Source organism: Thermogemmatispora aurantia (assembly GCF_008974285.1).
GTDB lineage: Bacteria > Chloroflexota > Ktedonobacteria > Ktedonobacterales > Ktedonobacteraceae > Thermogemmatispora > Thermogemmatispora aurantia.
In genome coordinates, this window is record NZ_BKZV01000005.1 from 410,070 (window position 1) to 434,667 (window position 24,598).

21 protein-coding genes are annotated in these 24,598 nt (G+C 60.6%); 10 read left to right on the forward strand and 11 right to left on the reverse strand.

The window, feature by feature from the left end; all coding sequences use genetic code 11:
* Positions 1-3: 3 nt before the first annotated feature.
* From KTAU_RS16645 to KTAU_RS16675, 7 genes are all read right to left on the reverse strand, one after another.
* The gene (locus KTAU_RS16645) at positions 4-405 is read right to left on the reverse strand and encodes a MerR family transcriptional regulator (RefSeq protein ID WP_151729423.1); all 402 of its coding nucleotides are present in this window, start codon (positions 403-405) and stop codon (positions 4-6) included.
* Positions 406-806: 401 nt separating this feature from the next.
* Positions 807-1,808: a DnaJ C-terminal domain-containing protein gene (locus KTAU_RS16650; protein WP_112430895.1), complete on the reverse strand. Its 1,002-nt coding sequence runs from the start codon at positions 1,806-1,808 to the stop codon at positions 807-809.
* A gap of 352 nt (positions 1,809-2,160) precedes the next feature.
* On the reverse strand, positions 2,161-2,868 hold the full coding sequence (locus tag KTAU_RS16655; RefSeq protein ID WP_170293375.1) for a nucleotide exchange factor GrpE: 708 nt from the start codon (positions 2,866-2,868) through the stop codon (positions 2,161-2,163).
* Between the two features lie 286 nt (positions 2,869-3,154).
* On the reverse strand, positions 3,155-4,168 hold the full coding sequence (locus KTAU_RS16660; RefSeq protein WP_151729425.1) for a segregation and condensation protein A: 1,014 nt from the start codon (positions 4,166-4,168) through the stop codon (positions 3,155-3,157).
* Positions 4,169-4,389: 221 nt separating this feature from the next.
* Positions 4,390-4,980 (reverse strand): hypothetical protein, encoded by a 591-nt coding sequence (locus KTAU_RS16665; RefSeq protein WP_151729426.1) that lies wholly within the window; start codon positions 4,978-4,980, stop codon positions 4,390-4,392.
* A 13-nt stretch (positions 4,981-4,993) separates the two neighbouring features.
* On the reverse strand, positions 4,994-5,725 hold the full coding sequence (locus tag KTAU_RS16670) for a site-2 protease family protein (RefSeq protein WP_151729427.1): 732 nt from the start codon (positions 5,723-5,725) through the stop codon (positions 4,994-4,996).
* Positions 5,726-5,893: 168 nt separating this feature from the next.
* Positions 5,894-6,817 carry an MBL fold metallo-hydrolase gene (locus tag KTAU_RS16675; protein ID WP_170293376.1) on the reverse strand — a complete coding sequence of 308 codons (924 nt, stop codon included), beginning with the start codon at positions 6,815-6,817 and terminating at the stop codon, positions 5,894-5,896.
* A gap of 280 nt (positions 6,818-7,097) precedes the next feature.
* Here KTAU_RS16675 and KTAU_RS16680 point away from each other — a divergent pair, with 280 nt between their 5' ends.
* The 5 genes from KTAU_RS16680 to KTAU_RS16700 all read left to right on the forward strand — a co-directional run bounded on the left by KTAU_RS16680 (position 7,098) and on the right by KTAU_RS16700 (position 12,805).
* Positions 7,098-7,838 (forward strand): LppX_LprAFG lipoprotein, encoded by a 741-nt coding sequence (locus KTAU_RS16680; protein WP_170293377.1) that lies wholly within the window; start codon positions 7,098-7,100, stop codon positions 7,836-7,838.
* A gap of 43 nt (positions 7,839-7,881) precedes the next feature.
* A complete protein-coding gene (locus tag KTAU_RS16685) occupies positions 7,882-9,708 on the forward strand; it encodes an MFS transporter (RefSeq protein WP_151729430.1) in 1,827 nt (608 codons plus the stop codon).
* Positions 9,705-10,934, forward strand: coding sequence for a DUF4097 family beta strand repeat-containing protein (locus KTAU_RS16690; RefSeq protein WP_151729431.1), 1,230 nt, complete (start codon positions 9,705-9,707; stop codon positions 10,932-10,934). Before KTAU_RS16685 ends, KTAU_RS16690 begins: the two co-directional genes overlap by 4 nt.
* Before the next feature lie 239 nt (positions 10,935-11,173).
* Positions 11,174-11,671, forward strand: a complete 498-nt coding sequence (locus KTAU_RS16695; protein ID WP_228026503.1) for an alpha/beta hydrolase — start codon at positions 11,174-11,176, stop codon at positions 11,669-11,671.
* Positions 11,672-12,127: 456 nt separating this feature from the next.
* A complete protein-coding gene (locus KTAU_RS16700) occupies positions 12,128-12,805 on the forward strand; it encodes a tryptophan-rich sensory protein (protein ID WP_151729433.1) in 678 nt (225 codons plus the stop codon).
* A 148-nt stretch (positions 12,806-12,953) separates the two neighbouring features.
* On the opposite strand, the gene KTAU_RS16705 is transcribed toward KTAU_RS16700, so the two are convergent.
* Positions 12,954-14,675, reverse strand: a complete 1,722-nt coding sequence (locus tag KTAU_RS16705) for a peptide ABC transporter substrate-binding protein (RefSeq protein WP_151729434.1) — start codon at positions 14,673-14,675, stop codon at positions 12,954-12,956.
* Positions 14,676-15,048: 373 nt separating this feature from the next.
* On the opposite strand from KTAU_RS16705, the gene KTAU_RS16710 reads away from it, so the two are divergent.
* Positions 15,049-15,786 carry a cysteine hydrolase family protein gene (locus tag KTAU_RS16710; RefSeq protein WP_228026504.1) on the forward strand — a complete coding sequence of 246 codons (738 nt, stop codon included), beginning with the start codon at positions 15,049-15,051 and terminating at the stop codon, positions 15,784-15,786.
* Between the two features lie 54 nt (positions 15,787-15,840).
* Here the strand turns inward: KTAU_RS16710 and KTAU_RS16715 are convergent, their stop codons facing one another.
* The 3 genes from KTAU_RS16715 to KTAU_RS16725 form a co-directional block, all read right to left on the reverse strand.
* On the reverse strand, positions 15,841-17,190 hold the full coding sequence (locus tag KTAU_RS16715) for a glycoside hydrolase family 3 N-terminal domain-containing protein (RefSeq protein WP_151729435.1): 1,350 nt from the start codon (positions 17,188-17,190) through the stop codon (positions 15,841-15,843).
* A gap of 302 nt (positions 17,191-17,492) precedes the next feature.
* Positions 17,493-19,226: an AMP-binding protein gene (locus KTAU_RS16720; RefSeq protein ID WP_151729436.1), complete on the reverse strand. Its 1,734-nt coding sequence runs from the start codon at positions 19,224-19,226 to the stop codon at positions 17,493-17,495.
* Between the two features lie 260 nt (positions 19,227-19,486).
* Positions 19,487-19,954: a hotdog fold thioesterase gene (locus tag KTAU_RS16725; protein WP_151729437.1), complete on the reverse strand. Its 468-nt coding sequence runs from the start codon at positions 19,952-19,954 to the stop codon at positions 19,487-19,489.
* A gap of 284 nt (positions 19,955-20,238) precedes the next feature.
* Here KTAU_RS16725 and KTAU_RS16730 point away from each other — a divergent pair, with 284 nt between their 5' ends.
* From KTAU_RS16730 to pheS, 4 genes are all read left to right on the forward strand, one after another.
* On the forward strand, positions 20,239-20,688 hold the full coding sequence (locus tag KTAU_RS16730; RefSeq protein ID WP_151729438.1) for an FAS1-like dehydratase domain-containing protein: 450 nt from the start codon (positions 20,239-20,241) through the stop codon (positions 20,686-20,688).
* A 39-nt stretch (positions 20,689-20,727) separates the two neighbouring features.
* Positions 20,728-21,183, forward strand: a complete 456-nt coding sequence (locus KTAU_RS16735) for a MaoC/PaaZ C-terminal domain-containing protein (RefSeq protein WP_151729439.1) — start codon at positions 20,728-20,730, stop codon at positions 21,181-21,183.
* A gap of 196 nt (positions 21,184-21,379) precedes the next feature.
* The gene (locus KTAU_RS16740) at positions 21,380-22,207 is read left to right on the forward strand and encodes an SDR family NAD(P)-dependent oxidoreductase (protein ID WP_151729440.1); all 828 of its coding nucleotides are present in this window, start codon (positions 21,380-21,382) and stop codon (positions 22,205-22,207) included.
* A gap of 1,305 nt (positions 22,208-23,512) precedes the next feature.
* Complete coding sequence (gene pheS / locus KTAU_RS16745) at positions 23,513-24,559, forward strand: phenylalanine--tRNA ligase subunit alpha (RefSeq protein WP_151729441.1); 1,047 nt, start codon at positions 23,513-23,515, stop codon at positions 24,557-24,559.
* Positions 24,560-24,598 lie beyond the last annotated feature (39 nt).

Genomic DNA, 24,598 nt, shown 5'->3' on the forward strand with positions numbered 1-24,598 from the left:
GCCTCATGAGGAAGACGAGGACGACGACGAAGAAGGCGAAGACAGCCCCTGCTGTAGACGCTGAATAATCTCCTTGAGGCGACGCGTCTCTGCCTCGTGCTGCTCACGCAGCCGGGCGATCTCCTGTTCCATCTCCTGCTGCATTTGCTCCATGCGATCTTTCATATGGAGGATCGCCTCTACGCCAGCCAGGTTGACCCCCAGATCGCGCATGAGCCGGCGGATGTGGATCACGCGCTCGATATCCTTATCGGAATAGAGGCGTGGGCTATGGGGGCTATTGCCTTTCCGGGCAGGAGAGATCAGCCCGAGGCGCTCATAGTGGCGTAGAGTTTGTTCATGCACCTGGGCCTTCTCCGCGGCGACGCTAATGATATACCAGGCACCATCCTCACGCTCCGGCACGGTACCTCCCTCCTTCCTTCCTAGTGCTCAGGCCGTGCCTGGCCGCTGCCCGGCCTGCTCTCTCTCAGTCTACTTGAGCATGAGCCGAGCAGACAGGAGAGCGGCGGGCGAGCAAAGCTGTCTGGCCAGCCTGCCATGCTACGTGAACGCATGAGCGTGTCGGTCAACTCGCTCGGTGCAGACGGGTGATCGCGCGAGCTTGCGAGCGATCACTGCAGACGAGCAGGATGATCATCAGGTCATCGTCAGCCTATGGGGCCAGCGATCAAACCGGGCGGATAGGTGTCGCCCCGCTCCGGGCGCATCAGGCCGTAAGCGAGCGATCTGTAGAGCTGCTGGCTGACTGCCGGTTGATAGGTTGGAGCGATCAGGCGAGATGAGTCAGGGCGAGCACCGGCTGATCAAGTAGCCGAACGAACCTCGACGTTGCGCGTGCGGGCCAGCTGTTCGAAGAGCTGGCGCTCCTCATCAGTGAGGTGCATGGGCAGCACTACCCGCACGCGCGCGTAGAGATTGCCCTGACCCTCGCTCCGCAGGCGGGGCATGCCTTTGCCCGCCAGGCGGAAAAGCCGCCCGTTCTGGGTCTCCGGTGGAATGGTCAGCATCAGCTTCCGCCCGTCGGGGAGAGGAACGAGCGCTTCTCCGCCCAGCAGGGCCTTATAGAGATCAACATCGATATCCAGATAGAGATCATCACCGCGGCGTTCAAAGACTGGATCGGGCTTGACGCTAATGATCAGGTAGAGATCGCCGCGTGGCCCACCGCCGATGCCGGGCTGGCCCTCACCAGCAACGCGGATGCGCGAGCCATTATCTACGCCAGCAGGGATCTTGACCTGGATTTTCTTGCTGCGCACGACCGTGCCCTGGGCGCCGCAGGTCGCGCAGGCCCGTCCATGCACCTCGCCGATGCCCTGGCAGACAGGGCAAATCTCGGTCGACTGGATGTTGAAGGTGCGCGTGCCACCGGTATAGGCTTCACGCAGTGTCACCTCGACCGGCTGCTCGATATTGTCCCCGGCGCGCCGCCGGAACTCCTGGCGTGGCGTGCGGGCGCTACGCCCGAAAAGCGCCTCGAAGAAGTCGGAGAAGCCACTGTTGCTCTCGAAATCGAGCGTTGAGGAGCGGCCACTGCCATAGGGATAGGAACGCCGAAAGCCCGAGAAACCGGCGAACTGATCCTGCCAATTGGGGCCGAGCGCATCGTACTTGCGCCGCTTCTCCGGGTCAGAGAGCACCTCGTACGCCTCATTAATCTCCTTAAACTTCTCCTCGGCGAAGCGGTCACCCGGGTTCACGTCGGGGTGATATTTGCGGGCCAGCTTGCGAAATGCCTTCTTAATCTCATCGGCGCTGGCCCCGCGAGCAACGCCGAGGATCTTGTAGTAGTCTTTATATTCCATCTGCCCGCCCCTTTGTACGTTGAGAGCTGCTGGCTCTGATGGCTAGCTTGCCAGCTTCTGCCAGCGCGCTTGCTTGCGGAGCCACTACGGGTCTATCAGCTTTGGGGAACCCTACCACGTTGCCACCGGCCTGTGACCATCGCCGGCCTGTAGTCGAAACCGCAGTGCAGGGAAAGGCCTCCTGTCTGTCTGTCTGTCTGCCTGCCTGCCTGCCTGGGCGAGAAGGAGCGATATGTGCTGAGACAGCTCGCCTGCTGGCTGCTTGCGTCGTGTCCCGAGGACCCTGATAGTCAGGCTCGGCTGGCGTGAGTTGCATAGCTTTGGATTGAGCCTTCCCCTGGTGGTCGCCGACTCAGGCCTCTCCCTGTTGTTCGCGCTCCTTATTGCTAGCGGCCACCGTCACTTTAACGCGGGCAGGGCGCAGCGTTTCATCGCTCAACTTATAGCCTTTACGGACCTCCTCCACGACGATGCCCTCCGGCTTCTCGCTGTCCTCGACGGCCTCGACCGCCTCATGGATATAGGGGTTGAACTGCTCGCCCACGGTAGGCACTGGGGTCAGGCCCTCACTGCGAATCAGCTCATTCATCTGCCAGGCCACCAGGCGCAAAGTTTGCTGCAGGCCCTGGCGATCCAGGCTATCCTGATAGGCCAGCGCGCGATCCAGGTTATCCATCACCTCAAGCAACTTATTCAGTAGAGCCTTCTTCTGCTGCAGGACGCGATCGGCAATCTCGCGCTCACGCCGCTTGCGGAAGTTTTCCAGATCAGCACGCTCGCGGACAAACTTGTCCCAGTTCTCACGAGCTTCCTGGCGAGCCTGGGCGAGCTGGGCCGCCAGATCAGCAAGCTGGGCCTCCAGCTGAGCGATGCGCTCCTCTGGCGTGGGGCTGGGCTGCTCCTCAGCGGTGGCAGCGGGCGTCTCTGCAGACTCGGCTGGCGCTGCGGCGGCAGTGGCTTCCGGCTGCTCCTTTTGGGGCGTCTCAGCCGCCAGTTCCTGGCCCTGGGGCGTTGGCTCAGGCTGCGGCCTCTCGGTAGTTTCCCTGGGTTCGTCCGTCATAACAACACTCCCCTCGTGCATACGTCTTGAGTCTATCTAGAATGGCACAGGGCGCAGCTCTAAGCCGCACCCCGCCAGCGGTCCTCTCTCGTTTTGCACGCTTGCTCTGGAGCAAGCGCTCTCTCCAGGGGATTTACTATTGTTTTAGTATAAATTTTGAGCCTGCTCCTGTCAAGTTATGACGAGAGCGAACCAGCAACCAGTCCCATTGTCACTTGGCCGCTAAGGGGGCAGAGAGAGGCGAGAAAAAGCAGAGGCAGGGGCGAGTCTGAGGCAGGAAGAGCGGTTAGTCGCTCTCTGCCAGCATCTGGGTCGCTTCCTCCTGCTCTGTCTCGTTCTCCTGCCAGCGTGGTCCGCGTTCGAGCAGAATCGGCCCAAAAAGGGTTTCCTGGCGAACGCTGATGCGCTCGTGTTTCCACAGGTCGAGCATGGCCAGAAAAGTCACCACGATCAGCAAGCGCGAAGCGCCTGGTTCTAGCAGGTCACTCAGCCAGAGGCGCGAGGTCGTACGCAGACGAGCGGTGATGACTGCTATGCGCTCGCTTACGCGCACGCGTGCCACGGGGAGCACCAGGCCCCCGTTGGCCTCTGCCTCGGCGCGGCTGCGAGTCTCAAGCAGACGGCGAAAGCTGCGAGCGAGCGCCTCGACCTCCAGGCCGACTAAGGTTGGAGGAGTCCAGGCCAATTGGGCCTCGATACCAGCCAGCAGGCTGGAACGTCCGTACGTCTGGAGGCCCGCCTCCGCTCGCTGGCGCAGGACTGAGGCGATCTCTTTGGCGATCTTATATTCCTTCAGATGGCGTTCCAGCTCGGCAGCCATTTCCTCGGCCTGGCGGGTCTCCTCCGAGATCTCCTGGCGCGGGTTACGCGGCAAGAGGCTTTGCGATTTGATAAAGAGCAAACGAGCGGCGATAGCGACGAAGGCGGCCATGTTCGCAAGGGGCAACTCCTCCTCGTGCCAGCGGCGCAGATAGGCCAGGTATTGATCTGTGACGGCCACCAGGGAGATGGTGGTGATCTCCATCTGGCGTTTCTCGATCAGGTAGAGCAGAAGCTCCAGGGGCCCCTCGAAGACCGGCAGGCGCACGATGTAACCGGTCTGGGGCAATCCCCACAGTTCAGAGGCTCCCTGGAGAGGAAACTGGGTGGCCCTCTCCTCGCTCTCCCCTGCCTGCTCTGGCTCCTCCCCTTGGCTTTGGGTCTGGGCATGGCGGGGCCTGGGCGCCGCTGTGTGGGAGAGAGGAAGAGAGGAAATGGCCGCCGTCTGCGCCTGGCTGTTGCGCTCCTTGTCCTGTGTCATGCCGACAAACCTCGTCTGTGATGGGTGGCCTATAGTATAGCTGGCTGCCCACGTCCAGCACTGTGCAGCGCCAGGGCTGATCACAGCGGGACGAAAGAAAGTGAGTTGAACTGTGCGTGCTGGCCCGCAGGGACCTGGGCAAGGTCAGTATAGAAGGAGAGAGAAGGGCGGTCAATTCCTTCTCCTGGCCAGTTAGCCAGCATTCTATCTCGCCCGGCTGGCTAGGATTGCTCATCAACCCGGTGCAGCTCGGCGGCGGGTCCATCGGGCTGGTGGTGCGTACGGATATAGAGTACCGTGCGTTCGGAGAGGCCAGCCTGAGCTGCAAGAGTGGCCCCAATGTCTGCATGCCACCAGGCGTAGCCGAGCGCCTGCCGCCAACGAGGCAGCTCTGGCCGCGGATAGACTGCCATACGCGCCAGCAGGCGGGGAGCGAAGTGTTTACCGAGCACAATCACGGGCCGTGTCCAGAAAGGCACGCGCCCATCGCCCTTGCCCACATCGTGCAGGAGCGCGGCGATCAGCAGCTCCTGGTCATGGCTGCCGCTCGCCAGCAGGCCGCGGTAGACGCGCAGGCAATGGGCCTGGTCTGCGCGCGACATGCTCTCAAAAAGAGCAAGCGCGGCAGGAGGCAGGATGGCTGCCAGCTCAGCGCGCTCGGCGCTGCTCAGAGGACGACTGGGAGCAAGCTGGGCCCAAACCTGCTTGAGGCGATAGCTGATACGTCCAAATCGCGACAGAGCATATGGTCGCTGTGGCCTGACTCTCGCGCTCTCCTGGCGCTCTTCTTTCTCTATTGGCGCTACACCCATCTTATCTTTCTGCTCAGAAGCTGTAGATTTGCGCGACATTGGTTGCGCTCAGATTGGTCACCAGGCCAGCCAGGAAAAAGGCCCCTTCACGGATATAGTCGGGAATATGGGCCAGGAAAAAGCCGGGCATCTGGGCAAGCTCGGCGATGAAGGGGACGATGAAGAAAAGCGCCAGGATGATCAGGGGACCCCAGGGGCCAGAGCGTGCAAACTGCAGGGCCTGGCGTGTTGGCAGCAGAATATAGACAATCTGGTAGCCGTCAAGCGGGTAGACTGGCAGGAGATTCAGGATGGTCAGGGCCAGATTAGTGCAGCTGAAGACCATCAGGAATTGCGGTATGCGCAGCAGCACTGCGTTCTCCGAGACCAGCGGGTAGACGAGGCGCGCGATTACAGCAAAGACCAGGCCCACTAGCAGACTAAAAATCGGGCCAGCCAGAGCAACCAACAAGGGACCGCTGGTACGTCCGCCGCGCAGCTTCCAGGGATCAGTCTTCACTGGCTGGCCCCAGCCCAGGCCAACCGGCCCAAAGGCAATGGGCATAAAGGCCAGAATCAGGCACAGCAGCGTCCCAAGCGGATCGAGATGGCGGCGCAGGCGCAATGTATAGCGTCCCTCGACCCGGGGCGTTGGATCGCCGAGCCAGATCGCCATTTGGGCATGAGCAAACTCGTGCAGCAGGATGGCGATCAAAAATGAAACGACGATCATCAACGCCAAAACCACATTGATTTTCGTCTCCATCGCTTTCCTCGTTGTCGATATCGGATCTCTGTGCAGGCTCCGTAGAGGCTGGCGTTTAACTCCAGGCGCTTCTGGCCAGGGAGATCGTCCTGTGAGTTGATGAGTGGCCGGCCTGGTGCATCTGCTTCAGGTGCTCAGCCTCTCTCGGGTGACGGACTGACATGGCTTTTATGGGCTGACCAGCAAGTCGATCTCCATCGCTTCTCGGGCCAGGCGCGACCGACTGAACTGCCGGCGAGTAGCGGACTCGATGCGTTCCAGCTTCTGGTCATCGTAGGTTGGCTCGTGGTGAAAGAGAACCAGCTCGCGTACCCTGGCCAATTGCGCCACTGTCGCCGCCATCTCGTAAGTACTATGGCCGAAGCCGCGCCGCGATTGCTGATAATCTTCGGGAGTATACTGAGCATCGTGGATGAGGAGATCGGCCCGTTCCAGGAAAGCCAGCATCTCGCTCTGGTACTCCTCTCCCCATTCTAGATCAGTGGCGTAAATCAAGCGCCGCCCGGCGTGTTCGATGGCGTAAAGCAGCGAGCCGTTCTGTGGATGGAGGGTCGTAAACCGGGCATGAACGCGGACCTCCGTCGGTAAAGGAGGCGGCTCCCAGGCAGCTTGATTTTCTTGCAGCAAGAGCGGCTGCTTGCAACCTGGTTTCCAGATGATCCACATGTTATCTTCCAGAGTGTAGAAGGCTCGCTGCGATGGTAGCTGACGAATATCGACGGGAAAGTAGGGTGGCGACATGACGGGTACAACAAGCCCTTCGACATCACGTCCAGCAAGGCGGGGACCAAAGAAGTCGATGCTGACCGTTGGTTCATAGAGAGGAGCAAAGAAAGGCAGTCCGAGCAGGTGGTCGCCATGAGCGTGAGTGATCAGCAGAGCGATGTGGAGCGCATTGCCGTTGCTGCGCCGCAGCAGCGAATCGCCCAGGGCGATAATGCCGCTGCCGGCGTCCAGCACCAGCGTACGCCCGCTGGCATCCACCTCGACGCAAGCGGTATTGCCACCGTAGCGCAGCGTCTGTGTTCCTGGTACCGGGTAGCTGCCGCGCACGCCCCAGAAGCGAACACGGAAACGCGGCTTCTCAGCCATCAGTTGCTCCTTCGTGCCTGCTGACGTATTGCCTGTCGTTGCATGGTAATTATAGCTTGCGCTGCTCTCCTTGAAAAGGGCTGCTCTTCTCGAGCGGCAGGGCAGCTTAACCAGCAAGGCCAGCGGTAGCAGGCCGGAGTCATCCATCGATCGCGCGTGGACCCTGGGGAAGGAGAGAGACCGCTGCCTTACCTTCAGCCCTCATAACTGGTACAATCCTTAGCAGAAGCATAGGACGAGGCGGAGCATGCACCATCAGAAGACGCAGGTGTTGAAACATATGAATACAGCAAGAAGCGTGTCGTATGAAAGGAGAGCGAGGCATACCGGGTTGGGCCGAGGCGGATGGTTATCGGCGGTGGTGGCCCTGAGCGCTCTGCTCATGCTGGCTGCCTGCGGCGGCAGCTCAGCCCCTGATGCGCGGCAATTGCTCGCCGCGTCCCAGGCGGCCATGCAAAAGGTTCACTCCTATCATTTCAATCTCGAGGTTGAGCACCCTGGCAGCGGCGCCACCCTGGTCATCCAAAGCGCCGATGGTGATCTGCTGGTTCCCGATCGCTTGCAAGCCGATGCTGGGGCCCTGGTCCTTGGCTCGCTGGTGCAGGTCAAGATCATTGTGGTGGGCGGACAGCAATATATGACCGATCCCATTACGGGACGCTGGCAGACCATCAACGGACTGCCTGATCCCCGCGTGCTCTCTGACTCGCGCACTGGGATCGCCGCCCTTTTGGGGCAGATTCGCAATCCGTCTACACCCGGCGAGAGCAGCATCGATGGCGTTGCCTGCTGGAACATCACCGGCAAGCTCGATGCCGCTTATCTACGCGGTTTGCTGGGCGATCAGACGCGGGCTGGCTCGCTGCTCGATGCCGCTGTCTGGATCGGCAAGAACGATCAGCTGCCCCACCAGATACGCCTGACGGGGGTGGCTGCCGATGGCGATACGAGCCAGACGGTCCGCACGTTGAAGCTCTCGAAGTTCAACGAAACGATTACGATTAGTGCGCCAGCTGTTTGATCCCTGCCAGAGCTGCTGGTCTCTCTGCCGCTGGAGGTGAGAGGTGCGCTCTCTTGCTCATGTCACGGGGCGTCGCCAGGCTGAGATACGTGGGCAGCGATCCCTCCTGGCCCTGATCTTTGTCTGTGCGGCAGTCTTCTTAACGGCCCTTGATCAAACGGTGGTGGTCACGGCGCTACCCCAGATCGTTGCCGATCTGCAGATACCGATCTTGCAGCTCGACCGCGCCTCCTGGATTATCAGCGGCTACTTGCTGGGGTATGTGATTGCCATGCCGCTGCTGGGTCAGCTGGCTGATCGCTATGGGCGGCGGCGCCTGCTGCTTTTGTGTCTGGCCTTGTTTGCCTGCGCCTCGCTGGTTTGCGGACTGGCTCCCTGGCTTGGGTCGCAGAATGATTTGAGTTTCTTGCAGATGCTTGGCGTGGATGTGCAATCGCCCGGTCTGGTCTGGTTAGTGGGGGCGCGTGTGCTGCAGGCGGCGGGCGGGGGCGCTGTTGTACCGATCGCGATGGCGATTGTTGGCGACTACTATGGAGCGCGCGGTTTAGGCCCGGCTCTTGGGCTGATCGGGATGGTCACCGAGGCCGGGGGCGTGCTCGGCCCCCTCTACGGAGCCTGGATTACGCAGACGTTAGGCTGGAGCGCGATCTTCCTGCTCAACCTGCCTCTGGTGGCCGCCCTCATGGTGCCGCTGGCCTTCTCGCTGCGCGAGTCAGTGCAGGTTTCAATGCCAAGGAAGGAGAAGCGGCCTGGCGTCGATCTGGTTGGTGCTGCTCTGTTGGGGGCTGTCCTGCTCTGCCTCAGCCTCGGTCTGGCGCAGGAGGCTGCGCTCTTGACAGCAGGGCAACCCGGCGACCTCCAGGCTCGGGGTGCGCTAGAGAGTGCCAGCGCGCACGGCAATCCCGTCTTGCTCGGGTTGGCACTGCTTCTGCTCGTCCTGCTCGTCATAGTGGAGCTGCGCCTACAGCGGGGGGAGCCACCAAAAGAAGGCGAGGCCGGTCCTGGTGGGCGAGGGCGCTGGTCTCGCCTGAGGTTGCCTGGTCGCGGCGCGCCCGTGCTCGACCTGCGCCTCTTTCGCCGCCTCTCCTTTGTAGCGGCGGCTGTGGTCAGCCTGCTCGTGGGAGCGGCCCTGATCATTGCGATGGTAGACATTCCGATCTTCGTCGCCACTGTGCTAGGCGAGACGGCCATCTCCAGTGGCCTTGCCTTGCTGCGGCTGACGGCGATGATTCCCGTCGGGGCGCTGGTCGGTGGCTGGCTCTGCGAGCGTCTGGGAAGCCGTCCAGTGGCTATCGCCGGGCTACTGTGCGCCGCGGCGGCGTTCTGGTTGATGCATTGGTGGCCGCTACGCGTGGACTGGAATCAGATCACGCTGAGCACTATGCTGGGAGGCTGGGGCTTTGGCCTGGTCATTGCCCCCATTGGGGTGATTGCCCTGGATGCGGCACGTGAGCAGCGGGGTGGCCTGGCGGCGGCTCTCGTCACGATGCTGCGCATGGTAGGGATGATTCTCGGCCTGGCGGCGCTCACTTCCTGGGGCCTGGGCTATTTTCGCGCTCTGGCTGCTGCTTTTGTCCCCCCGCCTGGGGTCACTCCCTTCAGCTCTGCTTACCTGGACGCCTATACAGCCTATCTGGTCGCCGCTGCCCATACCGTCTATACCACGATCTTCCTGGTAGCGGGTGTACTCTGTCTGCTGGCCGTTATTCCAGCTTTAGCCTTTCGCGAGAGCCAACCTGTGGCCTTCTTCAAGCGTATTCCAAAAGAGGAGCAGGAATCTGCCCCAGTAGTGACTGGCGTGGTTCGGCCAAGCCAGACCGAGGGCGAAGCCGTTCCGGCACCAGATCCAAGAGAAGGGGAGCAGCTATGAGCAGAGAGAGCAAAGGACCTCGCTGGTCCGAGGAGCCAGGAGAAGACAGTTGGCCTGCCTATGAAGAATTCCTTCCTCCGGGCCGCCGAGCGCAGCGTCGCTCTCGTCCCAGCGGCCCCGAGGCCGCTCGCTGGCAGCCAGCGGAGGAGCCGCTGAGGCGCAGAAGGGCCTCTCGGTGGGAGGAGGAGGGCGCTGAGGAGGAGGTGGTGGAAGGGGTTGCAATGGGAGGAGGACGGGAGAATCTCCTGTTTGTCGAGGAGGAAGAGGAGCCTGCGAGCTATCGGAGAGGACACCAGGCAGACTACCGCCGACGACACAAGCGCCACGGCCACCCCTGGCTCTGGTTTCTCGGCGGATGCAGCGCGGCCATCCTTCTGCTACTGCTCGGGATCGTCGTGGCCGTCTTTGCTGCCCTGCGCAGCGTCACCGGCAGCAGTCCTTTGCCGATCCTGGGGCCGGCTGTCAACACCTATACTCAGACAAGTCAGCAGACGATCCCTATTAACAACTTGCAGCAGCTCAAGGTTAGCAGCCAGATCGGCAGCGTAGACATCGCTGTCGATTCCAGCCTGTCTACCCCGGAGCTGACGGTCATCAAACAGGTGAGAGTGGGGGGCCAGGCCGAGGCCGATGAAGAGTTCAAACGTATCAGCGTTCAGATACAGCCGGGACTAACCAGCTTGCAGGTTACGACAACGTTGCCGCAGAGTGAGGGCTTGAATGGCCCCAACGACACCGTCAATTTGCGCTTCAAACTGCCGACTCAGGTCAATCAGGGAGCTACCCCTTTCGAGCTGAATGTCGAGCTGGCTGTGGGCGATGTCCACATCCAGGGCCTCAATGGCATGCTGGTGGTCGAGAATGAGGCGGGCAATATCACCGTTGAGAGGACGACCTTGACCAATGGCAGTAGCCTGCGCACGGTCAATGGCCAGGTCACCTTCAATGGAACGCTCGATACCCGTCCCGTTGCGGGCGGGCGACCGCTCTTTCAGATTCATAGTGAGGTTGGCCAACTCAATGTTACCCTGCCTGCCTCTACCGCTGTCGTGGTGGACGCCTATGTGAACAGCGGCAAGATCGTGAGCGCCTTCCCAATCCAGGTCAGTACTAATGCCGGCTCAGCTACCTACTATGGACCTCTAGTACCAGGGAGTGGGCCAATGCCAGCGGCGCTCTTGCGCCTCGATGTCGGCACTGGCACTATCAATCTGCACAGTGCATAAAGTAGCATATCTGTAGCGGACAAAAGATTCGTGCTATACTATGAGAGTGACGACTCTTGCTATGGGTAGCTCTTTATTTTCAGACTAGAAAGGCGGGGGATGTTATCGCACAGATCTTACACGTTGATATACCGTCACCTCTGGGCCGTCTTGAGGGCATTCTGAAGCCCGAGGAAGCGGGTGTCAAACCGCACTATGTCTCCCTGGTCTGTCACCCACATCCGTTGTATGGGGGGACGATGGACAACAAGGTCGTCTTCAAGGTGGCCCAGATTCTTCAGGCCTTGCAGATACCGGCGCTGCGCTTCAACTTTCGGGGGGTAGGGAGAAGTTCGGGTAGCTATGATGAAGGGAGGGGGGAAATGGATGATGTGCGCTATGCGCTGGATTTCCTCAGTCATCGCTATCCGGGCCTCCCCGTCATTCTTGCTGGTTTCTCTTTTGGCGCCTATGTGGGCCTGCGGGTGGGGGCCATCGATGGCAGGGTGCGGGCACTCATCGGCCTGGGTGTGCCTGCGCGCAGTTTCGATGGCGACACATTGCAGGGCTGTACCAAGCCCAAGCTGATCATCCACGGGACGCGGGACGAAGTTGCACCCTATGCTCTGACAGTTCGCTGGTTTGAGCAGTTGCCGGCTCCCAAGACGATGATCGCGGTTGAGGGAGCGGACCACTTCTTCCAGGGACGGCTGGATGAAGTGCAGACCATCATTGCCAGCTTCGTTCAGACGTTGTGACAGCCGGATGATGGGCTGCTTGCCTGTCTGTCTGTCTGTCGGTCGGTCTGTCACCTTCGGTCTGACCTCAGGCCGTTTCCCCGCCCGCTGACCGCCTGCTCCTCACCTGCCGCTTTGCTGTGCTCGCTCCTCTCCCTGGTGCGAGCCTCAGCTCCCTCTCTCACTAACCAGGGTGGAGATGCGCGGGCGTTGGAGCTGTTCCACCTGGCCTGGCCGTGGCCGGCTGGGCTGCCCACCGCTGCCTGTCTGTCTCTCTCCCTCCCCTCCTTCTGCCTGCCTTGCCGGGGGCAGGTCCCTGCCTCTCCTGCCGGGCCTGCTGCCCTGCAAGCAAGGGTGGAGCTTCCTTCAATGGCTGCTCGCTTGCTTGCAGGGGTACAATAGCAGGCAGAGGCAGATATACAAAGGTGCTGGGAGAACTCACCCCTGCCCAAACAGACCAGGAAGGAGGAGACGCCTATGGAGCGGCTGCTCAAACGGGCCGAAGACAGGCTGGAGAGAGGCGGAGGCTGGTGGAGCCTGGGAAGAGAGCTATGGATGCGCGAAGCGGGCCGACCCTGGCGCTGGTATCATGGATTGCTCTTCTATTTGCTCGTCCAGGGACTAACCTTTGCCCTGAGCGGTCTTGTCAATCGCTGGCAGGGGCGGAGAATCAGCAGTCCGGGGCAGCTCCTCGGAGATGTCTCCTATTTCGAAGCATTGAGGCAATCGATCTTTGCACCCCCGGCCTGGGTCTTTGGTCCCGCCTGGACGATCAACAACCTGTCGGCCATCTGGGGGCTGCTACGTGTTCTCAACAAGCCGGTCAACAGCAAGGGGCGCACAGCCTATCTGGTCCTGCAGGCTGCCTCGTGGCTCGATTACATCATCTTCAGCGCGGCCTATTTTGGCCTGCGCTCACCACTGAACGCGCTCTTGTTGACGCTCTGCATGCTGGGTCTGACGGTGGCGAGCGTGCTTGTGGCCCTGCTCCGTCTACGCGATACGCTCGTCGCGCTTTCGCTCGCCACGCTCTTTCTCTGGCTGTTACTGGCCTCCACGGCGGCGATCTTTCAGGCACTGTGGAATCGCGATGCCTTCTACGGCGTAGGGCCGTTTGCCGAGCCACCGCCTCGCCTGCTGAAGCGAATGAAATAGGCGAAAAAAGCCGGCGTGCGCAGCCGCTGAGCGAGCGATCCGATCGAGCGGGATCGCGGCGGCTGGCAGCCGGCTTGGTGCTTTACCAGCGCGTGTCTACCTGGACCTCCTCCGGGAGCTTCTGTGCTGTGCTCAGGGACTGGTCAGACTAGTGCTGAGCGATGTAGACATCAGCCCACAGCTCAGGCGGGAAGAGACCCTCAGCGTTGAACTTCATGCCGATCACATACGGCTTGAGCAGGCGCACACCGATGCGCTGATCAAGCGAGAGCCAGGCAACGTCGTTAACCAGCTGCTGCTCTGCCTGGTTGTAAGCCTGGTAGCGGGCCGGGCCGTTGTCCATCGCGTCAGCCTGCTCCAGGTTCTGCTGAACCTGCTGCTGCTGAGCAGCGTCGCTGGAATTGTTCTGGCCGTAGTTGACCTGGTTGTTGGGAGAACCCTTGTCGAACTGGAGGGTCAGCCAGTCCTGCGGATCGGGGTAGTCGGCGATCCAGGCGATCGACCAGAAGCCGATACCTTTGGGGTTCCCCGGAGCCGCGTTCAAGTCCTCCAGCAGCTTGTTAAAGTCGGTGGCCACAGGTTTCACAGTGATCCCGAGCACGCTCTGCCACTGGCTGGTCAGAGTCGTGATCTCGTTGGTCACGTCCTGTGAGCCAGTGGGGTAGTAGAGCTGCAGGGGGGGCAACTGGGATGGGCTGGAGAGGCCCATTTCCTGGAGGGCCTGCTGCAGGAGCTGCTTGGCCTTGGTCTTGTCGCCCGCTGTTGAGGTGACGCCCGCCGGGCCAGTCAGGCTGGCGTTATAGCCCGGCATGCCCTTCGGCACGATGTGGTATGTCGGCAGGCGAGTGTTCTTCCAGATGGCCGCCATGATCTGGTCACGGTTGATGGCCAGCGAGAGCGCCTGGCGGAAGTGGATGTTATCATAGGGCTTGACCAGATAGTTCATGCCCAGATAGTCGATCGAGAGCTGCGGCGTCTCGCTGTACTCGGCGGTCTTAGCACGCGCCTGCTGGATGTTGGTGATAGGGATCGGCGTGATATCGACCTGGCCAGTCTCGTAGACCTGGTAAGCCGTCTTCACGTCCTGGTAGAAGGGCATGATAATCTGCTGCAGCTGCGGCTTTGGCCCATAATAGTAGGGGTTGGGCACAAAGACGATCTGCTTGTTGTGCTGGTAGGACTGCACCTTGAAGGGACCGGTACCGCCCCCCTCCTCAAGATGGTCGGTCCAGCTCTTGCCGTACTTCTCAATGAGGCTCTTCTCCACCACGTAGGAGGTGGGGTAAGCCAGAGCATCCAGGAAGTAAGCAGCTTTCTTGTTGAGCGTGATGCTGATCGTCTGTGGATCAGGGGTCTTCAGGCTGTCGCCAATGATGGTCTTGATCTTACCGGCGCCCAGCTGGTCGGAGTCCTTGATCAAGCTCAAATAGCTACCAGCGACCGGCGACTTCGTGGCCGGCTGCAGGGCTCGGTCAATACTGTAGGCCACATCTGCCGAGGTGACAGGTGTGCCATCGCTGAACTTGACATTCGTCTTCAGATGGAAAGTATAGGTGAGACCGTCCGAAGAGATGTCCCACGAAGAGGCAATCTCCGGCTGTACGTTGAGGTTCTCGTCCAGCGTCACTAATCCGGTGAAGACCAGGTTAATGGCGGTCGACGAGGGTAGGTCGGTCACCATCGCCGGGTCGAAGGTCTCGATGTCCTGTACACCGGCGTTGGTGAAGATAAACTTCTGCTGACTGGCCGGCGCTTTGGCCTTAGTGGTGGTCCCGCTCTGTCCGCCGCTGCCGCAGGCGGCAACAAAGAGGGCCAGTCCCACCAGAAGCAGCAAGTGAAAAACGCCTGTGGTTACCTTCTGCTTCCTCATGTGTCTGAAACTCCTTCCCGCACCATTCGAATATGTCATTCCCACAGTTCGCTGTCTGATGGCTGAAGGAGAAGCGTCCTCGGTGGATATTTGATCAGTGACACTTGCTGGTAATGCAGCACTAGGGGTAGCAACGAGCAAGAAAGAGAATCCTGGCACCAGCAGCACCCTGTCACGGGTGCGATTCTCTCCTCATTGACCCCTTCAGTACTACGTCTCCAGGGAAAAAAATCTCACAACGTTTGATGGCTCTGGTTTGATTTTCCCTGGTAAGAAAGTGCCAGGACCAGTGTTTGCTCACCAGCTCTCTCCTTCGCTTTCTGCGACTCCAGCGGCTCAATGGTGATACAATGGCCACAAAGTGCTGATTGGTATGAGCCAAGAGCTGTCTCTGGTGAGCTTTATGGATCACTACATCGCTCCTGATTTTACTGCTGTTGCTCTCATTGTAATTGACATGCAAAGAGACTTTCTCGATGGCCAGCCGGCGGGAGTGGCAGGAACCGTGGCAATTGTGCCGCGCATTGTGCGCCTCCTGCAGGCCTTTCGGGAGGCGGAACGTCCGATTATCCATGTTGTGCGCATCTACCTGGCTGATGGCTCAAACGTGGATCTCTGCCGCCGGGCAGCGGTGGAGCGTGGAGCTAGCTGGGTCCTGGCTGATTCCCCGGGCTGCGAAATCGTGCCAGAGCTGCTGCCTGATCGCTTCTCGCGCCTGGAAACGGCTCGCCTGCTGGCTGGTCAGATTCAGTATCTCTGGCCCCATGAGGTGGTCATTTACAAGCCGCGCTGGGGAGCCTTCTATTGCACGCCGCTGGAGGACTATCTGCATCGTGCCCATGTTTCGACGCTGATCATCTGTGGCTGCAACTTTCCCAACTGTCCACGGGCGACTCTCTACGAGGCAAGCGAGCGCGATTTCCGCCTGGTCTTGGTGGAAGATGCCGTCTCCGGTCTGTATGAACAAGGCAAGCAGGAGCTGCGCTCCATCGGCGTCTCGATCATGAAGAGTGCTGAGATTGTGGCTGAGCTGCGGCGTCTCAAAGCCGAGGCGGGCAGAGCTGCTTTGGAGGGTCCGGAGGTAGCTAGAGACAGGCCCGGAGGAGAATGATGACAAGACGCAGAGGCTGACTGCTGGCTCTGGCAGCGTTGCCAAGAGCGGCAGTCAGGCTGCTCTCTGCCAGAGTGGGCGTGGGCGGCGCAGGTCCGCAATGACCTCGCTGGCGTAGAAGGGGGCCCGGGCTGTGGGGGCCTGGTCATTGCCAGGAGGTGCCAGCAGTTGCAGGGCGCGCGTCTGGCTGAGGATGCCGTAGCGTAGCTTGAGGGTCAGGATGCGCTCGACGGCAGCATTGATCTGGCTGGCGGGCAGTTCTCCTGTGAGGACAGCCTGTTTCAGTGCGGCCAGTGTGCTGCGTGTCTCGCTTAGCCCACGTGGACCGAGCAGGAGGTCCTCCCCGGCTTTGACGGCCAGCACCGCCGCCTGAGCGAGGCTGTAGGTATTGCTGATGCCACCCATCCAGAGGGTGTCGCTGATGGTCACGCCCTCGAAATGGAGGCGATTGCGCAAGAGGTCGGTCACCACCGCTGGAGAGAGCGAGGTAGGCAGGCGAGGGTCAAGCTGAGGATTGAGCAGATGGGTAGTCATGACCATCGGCACGATGCCCTCGCTGATGAGAGTGCGATAGGGAACGAGGTCGATACTGGCCAGTTGGGACAGGCTGCGGTTATCGGTGGGCAGCGAGCGGTGAGGGTCGACACTGGCTGCGCCAAGTCCCGGAAAGTGCTTGAGGCAGCCAATGACGCCACCGTCGGTTAAACCTTTGAGATAGGCGCGTCCCATATTGGTGACCAGCGTTGGGTCGGAGCCGAAGGTCCGCTGGGGCAGGCCAGGGTTGTTAGGATTGGTGAGAACGTCAACGATCGGCATGAAGTTGACATTGAGGCCGAGGGCTGTGAGGGTGTGGGCGGCGGCCAGCCCTTGATCGTAGGCGTATTGGGTGCTGCCACTAGCGCCGATGGCGGCCTCTGAGGGACGCTCGCCGGTGATGCGGCGCAGTTCGTTGACGTAGCCACCCTCAAAATCGGTGCTGATGAAGAGGGGAATATGCGCGTGTGCTTGCAGGGTGGCGTTGAGGGTGGTGAGTTGGGTACTGCTTTCGACGTTGCCGTTGTTGTTCTCGATGAGCACGCCTGAGATCTGGCTCTTCTCGATCATCTGCTGCAGGTCGGCGTTGTAGGTGGCGCCGTAGAATTCGACGATGATCATCTGGCCGAGCTTTTGGTCGAGGGTCAGGTTGCGCACGATACCGCGGGCAAGCTCATCGATCGTGGGAGTGGCCGTGGATGGGACCACGGTGGGCAGGGTCTGGCCAGGCCGGACTGTCGCCGTAACCCTGGTTGTGGGAGTGATCTGCCCGCTACCAGTCGAGCTGATGCTGGTACCAGCGCTGCAGGCATTGCCGCTTAGCAAGAAGAGAAGCAGTACAAGCACGCAATAGCGTTGATTTTTTCTCATGTGGCTTGGCCTTTGTACGCGAGGCCGGTCCTGAGACCCGCCCTCTATACCTCTTCTGGCTGCGGGAACGAGCGAGAGCCAGGCGCGCACCTGGGCTGGTACTTTTTTCCTGTCGCTCGGAGAGAGGAACGTCAAAGAGGAAGATTCCCGCTCGAGCCTGGGGACCCGACGCGGGCCTTGACCTTGACCGGGGGGGCGTCAGGCTGGGGACGAGGAGGGTACACCCCCAGCGGTGGCGGCATCCGCTGGCTGCCATGCTGAGAGTGCACTCCGCCGACTGTTCTGCTGTTCTGGCTTGCTGACTAGGGCCTGGCTTCCTGTAGCCCCAGCTCTTTGACGGCTTGCTCGCGGAGCAAGAACTTCTGAACCTTGCCGCTGGCCGTCATCGGGAAGCTCTCTGTGAACAGGAAATAGCGCGGTATCTTCTGGTGGCTGATCTGACCCTGGCAGAAAGCGCGCAGCTCCTCAGCGCTGACCTGGGCGCCCTCACGCGGGCGGATCACGGCGGCGATCTCCTCGCCGAAAAAGGGGTCCGGCACGCCGATCACCTGGGCTTCGGCCACGTGCGGATGTTGCAGCAGGAAGTCCTCAATTTCTGCTGGATAGATGTTCTCCCCGCCGCGAATGATCATTTCCTTCAAGCGGCCCACAATGCGTACATAGCCCTGGTCGTCCATCGTTGCCAGGTCACCGGTATGGAGCCAGCCCTCACCGTCGATCGTCTCCGCCGTCTTTTCCGGCATCTTGTAGTAGCCCTTCATCACCAGGTAGCCGCGACAGCAGAGTTCGCCGGGCGTGCCGCAGGGTACCACTGCACCGCTGGCCGGGTCCACGATTTTGACATCCGTGTAGGGTAGCGGTACTCCGACCGTGCTGGCCTTCAGCTCGAAGCTGTCCTCCGGCAAGGTCTGAGTGATCACCGGTGACGATTCCGTCAATCCATAGACGATGGTGATATCGGCCCCGATCTGCTCTTTGACCTGCTGCATGAGTGTAAGCGGTACCGGCGCCCCTCCAGAGGTCACTGCCCGCAGCGTCGAGAGGTCGTAGCGGCCAAAATCGGGGTGCTGGAGCAGGGCCAGCAGCATGGTCGGCACGGCTCCTAACAGCGTGCAGCGCTCGCGGCTGACGATCTGCAATGTCTTGAGCGGATCGAAGGCTAGCATAGGCACCAGCGTAGTGCCCATATAGAGGCAGCCCAGCACTGCCAACACGCAACCTGCGGTATGGAAGAAGGGCATCGGGTTACACACGCGGTCTGCGGGTGTGCCGTTGGAGCGGCGCACGAAGAGCATAGCGTTGTTGAGGACATTACGGTGGGTGAGCATGGCCCCTTTGGGGAAGCCAGTTGTGCCAGAGGTGTACTGAATCTGGACGACATCAGCGGGTGAAGTACTGCGCTGGCGCTCACGTAGGGCCTCTGGGGGGATCGCTGTCCCGGCAGCCACTAGCTCGCGGAAGAAGGCGGGCCGCCAGTCGCGCTCCTGAGCCAGGGCTGCGGGCTGTGGGCCAATCAGACAAACGTAGCGCAGACAGGGCAAAGCTTCACTGCGCACAACACCAGGAGGGCCGGCGGGAGTCGTCAGCCGACGTACCGTCTCCAGACAGTCGTGATCGCGGATGCGTGCCATAAAGAAGAGGGCTGCGACGTCGCCCTGGCGGAGCACGTACTCCAACTCACGCGCGCGCAGAACGGGATTCACGGTCACGAGCACCAGCCCGGCCTTGGCCGCCGCCATCTCTAGCAGCAGCCACTCGGGGAGATTCGCCGCCCAGACCGCGATATGCTCGCCCTTGTGCAAGCCCAGAGCCAGGAGGCCGCGCGCCACCGCCTCGGCGCGCTCGCGTAGGTCACGATAAGTCCAACGCAGATCGAGTGCTCCACCATACTCGGGATAGCCACTATAGACGACGGCCTCACTTGAGGGCAGCTCCTCGGCGCGATGATCCAGAAGGTCGCCGATGGTCATGTTCAGGAGGGGAATTTCGGCAGGCTCGCCCTGCCAGTGGGAGAGACCAGCGGTGGTCAGGCCCATAGCGTCTGCTCCTAGGGGACACTAGCAGGAACAGAACTGGGGCGGGGACGTGAAGAGGACCTCTCTGTCTGCCTGATTGTCAGTCCACCTCGCGCCCGCCCGCTCTCCTGTTCCCGCAGCCGATGCAAGCAAGCCTTCCTGCCTGTCAATACCTGTGAAGTGGGGCCAGACGGCCCACTGTGCTGAATAAAAGACGCCAGTATCCTTACTGGTAGGTAGGGTACCTGCTGGAGCAGAGGCTGTCAAGACCTGTAGATGAATCACTCAGACGTCTGGGATGAGGCCATGAGTGGGTTAATGGCCTCGGGCGGGCGCGGTACCACGGCGAGGGTACAGCGCGAGACACAGACCAGCTTCTCCTGTTCGTCCTGAATGCGGATGTCCCAGACCTGGGTGCTGCGTCCGCGGTGAATGGGGGTAGCGATGGCGGTGAGACGGCCTTCGCGCTTGGGACGCAGGTGATTGGCATTGATTTCCAGGCCCAGGGCCATCTGCTCCTCCATGTTGATGTTGAGGGCTGTGCCGATGGAGGCCGCCGTCTCGGCCAGCAGAACCGAGATGCCGCCGTGCAAGTAACCGGCCTGCTGCTTATGGCGCGGCCCAATCGGCATGCTCAGAACGACACGCTCCTTGTCGGCGCTGACCAGCGAGATATCCAGGGCCTCCCACAGGGTACCGGCCCGAGTGCCATTGAGGCGCTCAACGATTTCCTGGCTCGACAGTTCCATCTATGGCTTTCCTCTGTACGTGCGTTGTTTTTGCAGCTCTGGTGCGGGTACAATTACAATACCCTGCAAAGCAGGCAATGCCAGCGTTGGCCAGAACCGCAGGTCAACAGCAAAGCGCGCCGTGCCGCCGGTGAAGTGGCATGAAGAGGGAACCGCTCCCCGGGTGCGGCTGCGATCTGCTCCTCGGCGACGTGCTGCGAGGCCGCAGCTCAGTTGCCGTCGTTTCGTCCATCATTATATACTATTTCTGGCTACCTGCCGTACTGCCGAAAAAGAGGTGTCTGATGTTTGACCAGAGCAAGATCGGGCAGAGTTTCCCCTCGTTCACCTATCAGGTGGAGCGCTGCAAGATTCATGAGCTGAATCTGGCGATCGGTGATGAAAACCCGATCTATCATAGCAAAGAGGCGGCCCAAGCAGCGGGCTACCCTGATGTCCCGGCCTCACCGACGACGCCGACGACCTTCCAGTTCTGGGGTAATCCCGACTTTGTCAAGCATCTGGTGGCGATCGGTGTCAATGTGATGCGTATCATCCACGGTGAAGAGGAATACGAGTATCTGGCGCCGATCTACGCTGGAGATGTCCTGACCGGTGTGACCACACTTGTCGATGGCAAATCACGTCAGAGCAAGGATGGCTCTTCGATGGATATTCTGACGCTGGAGACTCGCTATACCAATCAAAACGGGCAGGAAGTCCTAAAGGCGCGTCAGGTTCTGATCGTTCGCTAGCGAGACGAGAGTCGAGAGAGCGACCAAAGGAGTTCATTGATGACAACGGAAGCCAAACTTCCCACGAAGCGCTATTTCGAAGATGTCCAGGTCGGCGATGAGATTCCCCGGCTGGTCAAGGCTCCAGTCACGCATCTGCAGCTTGTGCGCTACGCTGGCGCGTCAGGAGACTTCAATCCGCTCCATACCGATCCCAAAATCGGTGAAATGCTCGGCATTGGTGGCATTATTGCGCATGGCATGCTGATCATGGGCTTTCTCGGGCAGCTGCTCAGCGACTATGTGGGGCCGACGGCCCTGCGCAAGTTTGGCGTGCGCTTCAAGAGCATGACCCGTCTTGACGACGTGATTACCTGCAGCGGAACGATCACTGAGAAATACGAGGCAGACGGCGAGGCGCGCATTGCTGGCAAGATCCAGGCGGTGGATCAGAACGGCGATGTCAAGGCCAGTGGGACCTTTGTGGCGGCCCTGCCCAAGCGCGGTGGCGAGTAGGCGGGGCAGACTGGCCCTGCTCTTCTCCTGCTGCTTCCATCCTGTCCGTTCCTGTCTGCTCCGCAGAGAAGCGTATGAGAGAGCAGGAATGAGCACAGCGAACGCAAGTATCAAGGCGAGCAGCGACGCTCGTAAGGTGGCGCTGCTCGGTTGTATATCCATAACGATGTGAGTGAAGAAAGGAAGAGTCAAGGCAATGGGTTTGCTTGACGGTAAAATCGCCATTATCACCGGCTCTGGACGCGGCATCGGAGCGGCTGCCGCGAAGCTCTTTGCGGCGGAGGGCGCCGCTGTTGTGGTGAGCGATCTTGATCAGGGTCCCGCTGACGAGACGGTAGCAGCTATTCGCAATGCCGGTGGCAAGGCTATCGCTGTAGCCGGCGACGTGACTGATCCAGCCTTCCCGGCTCAGCTGATCAAAACCACCCTCGACACCTTTGGCGGCCTCGACATTATCGTCAATAATGCCGGCTACACCTGGGATGGCGTCATTCACAAGATGACCGATAAGCAGTGGTACGCCATGCTTGAGGTGCACAATACAGCTCCCTTCCGCATCCTGCGGGAGGCTGCCCATTTTATTCGGGAAGCGGCCAAGCGTGAGCAGGAGGCCAACGGGCGCGCCAATCCGCGTAAGGTGGTCAATGTCTGCTCGGTCTCGGGGCTGCATGGCAACGCAGGCCAGGTGAATTATGCGACGGCCAAGGCGGGCATTGTCGGTCTGACGAAGACGCTGGCCAAGGAGTGGGGGCGCTACAATGTGCAGGTCAATTGCGCCTGTTTCGGTTTCATTGAGACGCGATTGACGGCGCCCAAGGAGAGTGGTGAGAAGATTCAGCGTGAGGGTGATGAAGTTGAGCTGGGTATTCCTGGCCAGTTGCGCCAGATGGCCACGATGCTGATCCCGCTGGGCCGCCCGGGAACGCCCGAGGAGGCGGCGGGAGCCTTGCTTTTCCTGGCCTCTCCGCTCTCTAACTATGTCTCTGGTCACGTCCTGGAGGTCACCGGCGGCGGCTCGCTCTAGGCGGTGCACCGCTCGCTACCTCTCTGTCTATCGCCGCAGCTCATCTGGCCAGGCCTCTTGCTCTGCTGACGGTGCCTGAGAGGCGGTCAGAGGGGGTCCGGCTCAGTTGCCAGTTATAGCTTCAGCTATCGCAGCTGCTGGCTGTTCTTGAACCCGCCGATGGCTGACATCCTGGTCATCGGCGGGGTTTCTTTGGGGAAGTCGGCGTCTGCGGGTGAGGCAATCTACTCAGAGGTAGGGGATATTACGTTCCTCGTCTCCAGCTTGCCTGGACTCTCGCGCTCCATAGAGGGGGGCAACCGAGCTGGCTCGGCTGACAGTACAGTACAGGCGGAGCCGGGAGCGGGGCGAGACTACCGGCTAGACTTTCGACGCCAGATCTGGCATACTATAGCTTGAGCACTTACAGGCAGAAGAACTACAAGGGAAGGTTCGCTCTGGCTGCCGGGCATGGCGAGATCATGCCTGGGGGAAGCCAGGTGAACTTGCCTTCAGTTTGGGAGGCATCAGCCTATACAAAGGCGACGAGGTCAGAGAGAAAGGCGTTGAAGGGGAGAGTACGCGCACACTGGAAGGTAGGAGAAGCGCTCCGCCGTGGTAAACAAGCGGCGGAGATGCGGCAGAGAGAAAAGGCCAGTGGCTGCGAGCCTTTTCGCCGATCCGCTGCGCGGAAGTTCACCCCGGAGCTGGCTGCTGAAGGGGTCTGACGCTGTTACATCTGACACTCTTACAGAGGAGGGCAAGCAAGTCAAGCCCGGCCCCAGTAGGCAGTCCCGGCTCGTCCCCGTTAATGGACGAACCGAGTGGGATTGCTAAACATTCAGCCCCGGCCTGACGCGCCAGGCAAGCACCTGGGCTGCTGCCTGGTGTTGGCGAGCGGGTGGAGTGGAGTAAGGCAATCCAAAACGGGTGGTACCGCGGAGTCATGCAACACGGCAGGCATGTTCCTCTCGGCTGTGGCTGTCACGCCGCGACATCTCTCGCAGAGAGAGCAGGAGAAGCGCTACAGCGCAGCGGAAGATGAGAGCATGGTCTTGTCGTGGTAGACCAGCAGGACTGGCAAGACCGGCAAGCTTCGTCCCAGTTGACGAATGTGCCGGTTTTTTTGATTCGGCAATCTGTCTGTCTGGACCCTCTGCCGGCGGAAGGAGATGCGAGGACCGGCGTGCCTGCTTTCCAGGTCTGGCCAGCACGCCGGCCTGTCAGCCTGCCAGGGCGCGGTCCAGCTGCTGGTCTGCCGCAAGGAGGGTGCTCGCCCTCCTCTCGCTGACCTTGTGTGTGCTGCTGAGAGAAGGATGGACGGCAATGATTGAACAGCTTGATGCATTGTTGGCTCAGCTCGATGCTTTACAGGAGCGGGCGCTCCGTGAGCTAGAGGCGATCAATAGCCTGGCGGAACTGGAAGACTGGGATGTTCGCTATCTGGGGCGCCATCGCGGCGAGCTAAAAAACTTCTCAACCCTCATTCCGAAGCTGGGCAAGGCGGAGCGCCCGGTCATTGGGCAAAAGATCAACGCAGTCAAGGAGAAGCTTGAAAGTGCACTGGAGGCCCGCCGTCAGGAGCTGCGTGACCGAGAGCTGCGCGAGGCACTGGAGCGCGAGCGCCTCGATGTGACTCTGCCGGGTCGAGCCTTGCCGGCCGGCCATATGCATCCCATTTCGCGCACAATTCTGGAGGTGGCGCGCATCTTCACCCGTATGGGCTTCCAGGTTGTGCAGGGACCCGAGGTCGAAACCGACTACTACAACTTCCAGGCGCTCAATATCCCGGTGGATCATCCGGCCCGCGATATGCAAGATACCTTTTGGGTCGTGCCCGGCGAGATCTTGCTGCGCACGCAGACCTCGCCGATGCAGATTCGCGTCATGCAGGCAACACGGCCACCCGTGCGCGTCATCGTGCCTGGCAAGGTCTTCCGTCACGAAGCCATAGACGCCTCCCATGAGGCCATGTTTCACCAGATCGAAGGTCTGCTCGTCGATGAGCGCTGCACGATGGCCGACCTCAAAGGAAGTCTGGCCCGCTTTGCGCGTGAGATGTTCGGTGAAGATCGGCGTGTTCGCTTCCGAGGTAGCTACTTCCCATTCACCGAACCCAGCGCAGAGGTTGATATCGACTGCATTCTGTGCAAAGGCAGCGGTTGCCGCCTCTGCAAGTACAGTGGCTGGCTGGAGATCCTCGGCTCCGGCATGGTGCATCCACGCGTGCTGCGCGAGGTTGGCTACGATCCCCGCAAATATCGGGGCTATGCCTTCGGCATGGGCGTTGAGCGCATCGCCATGCTCAAGTACGCCATTGGCGAGATCCGCCTCTTCTCAGGCAATGACCTGCGCTTTTTGCGCCAGTTCTAATGATACCCGTCACTTGTTCCGCAGATTCATAGCCTCATA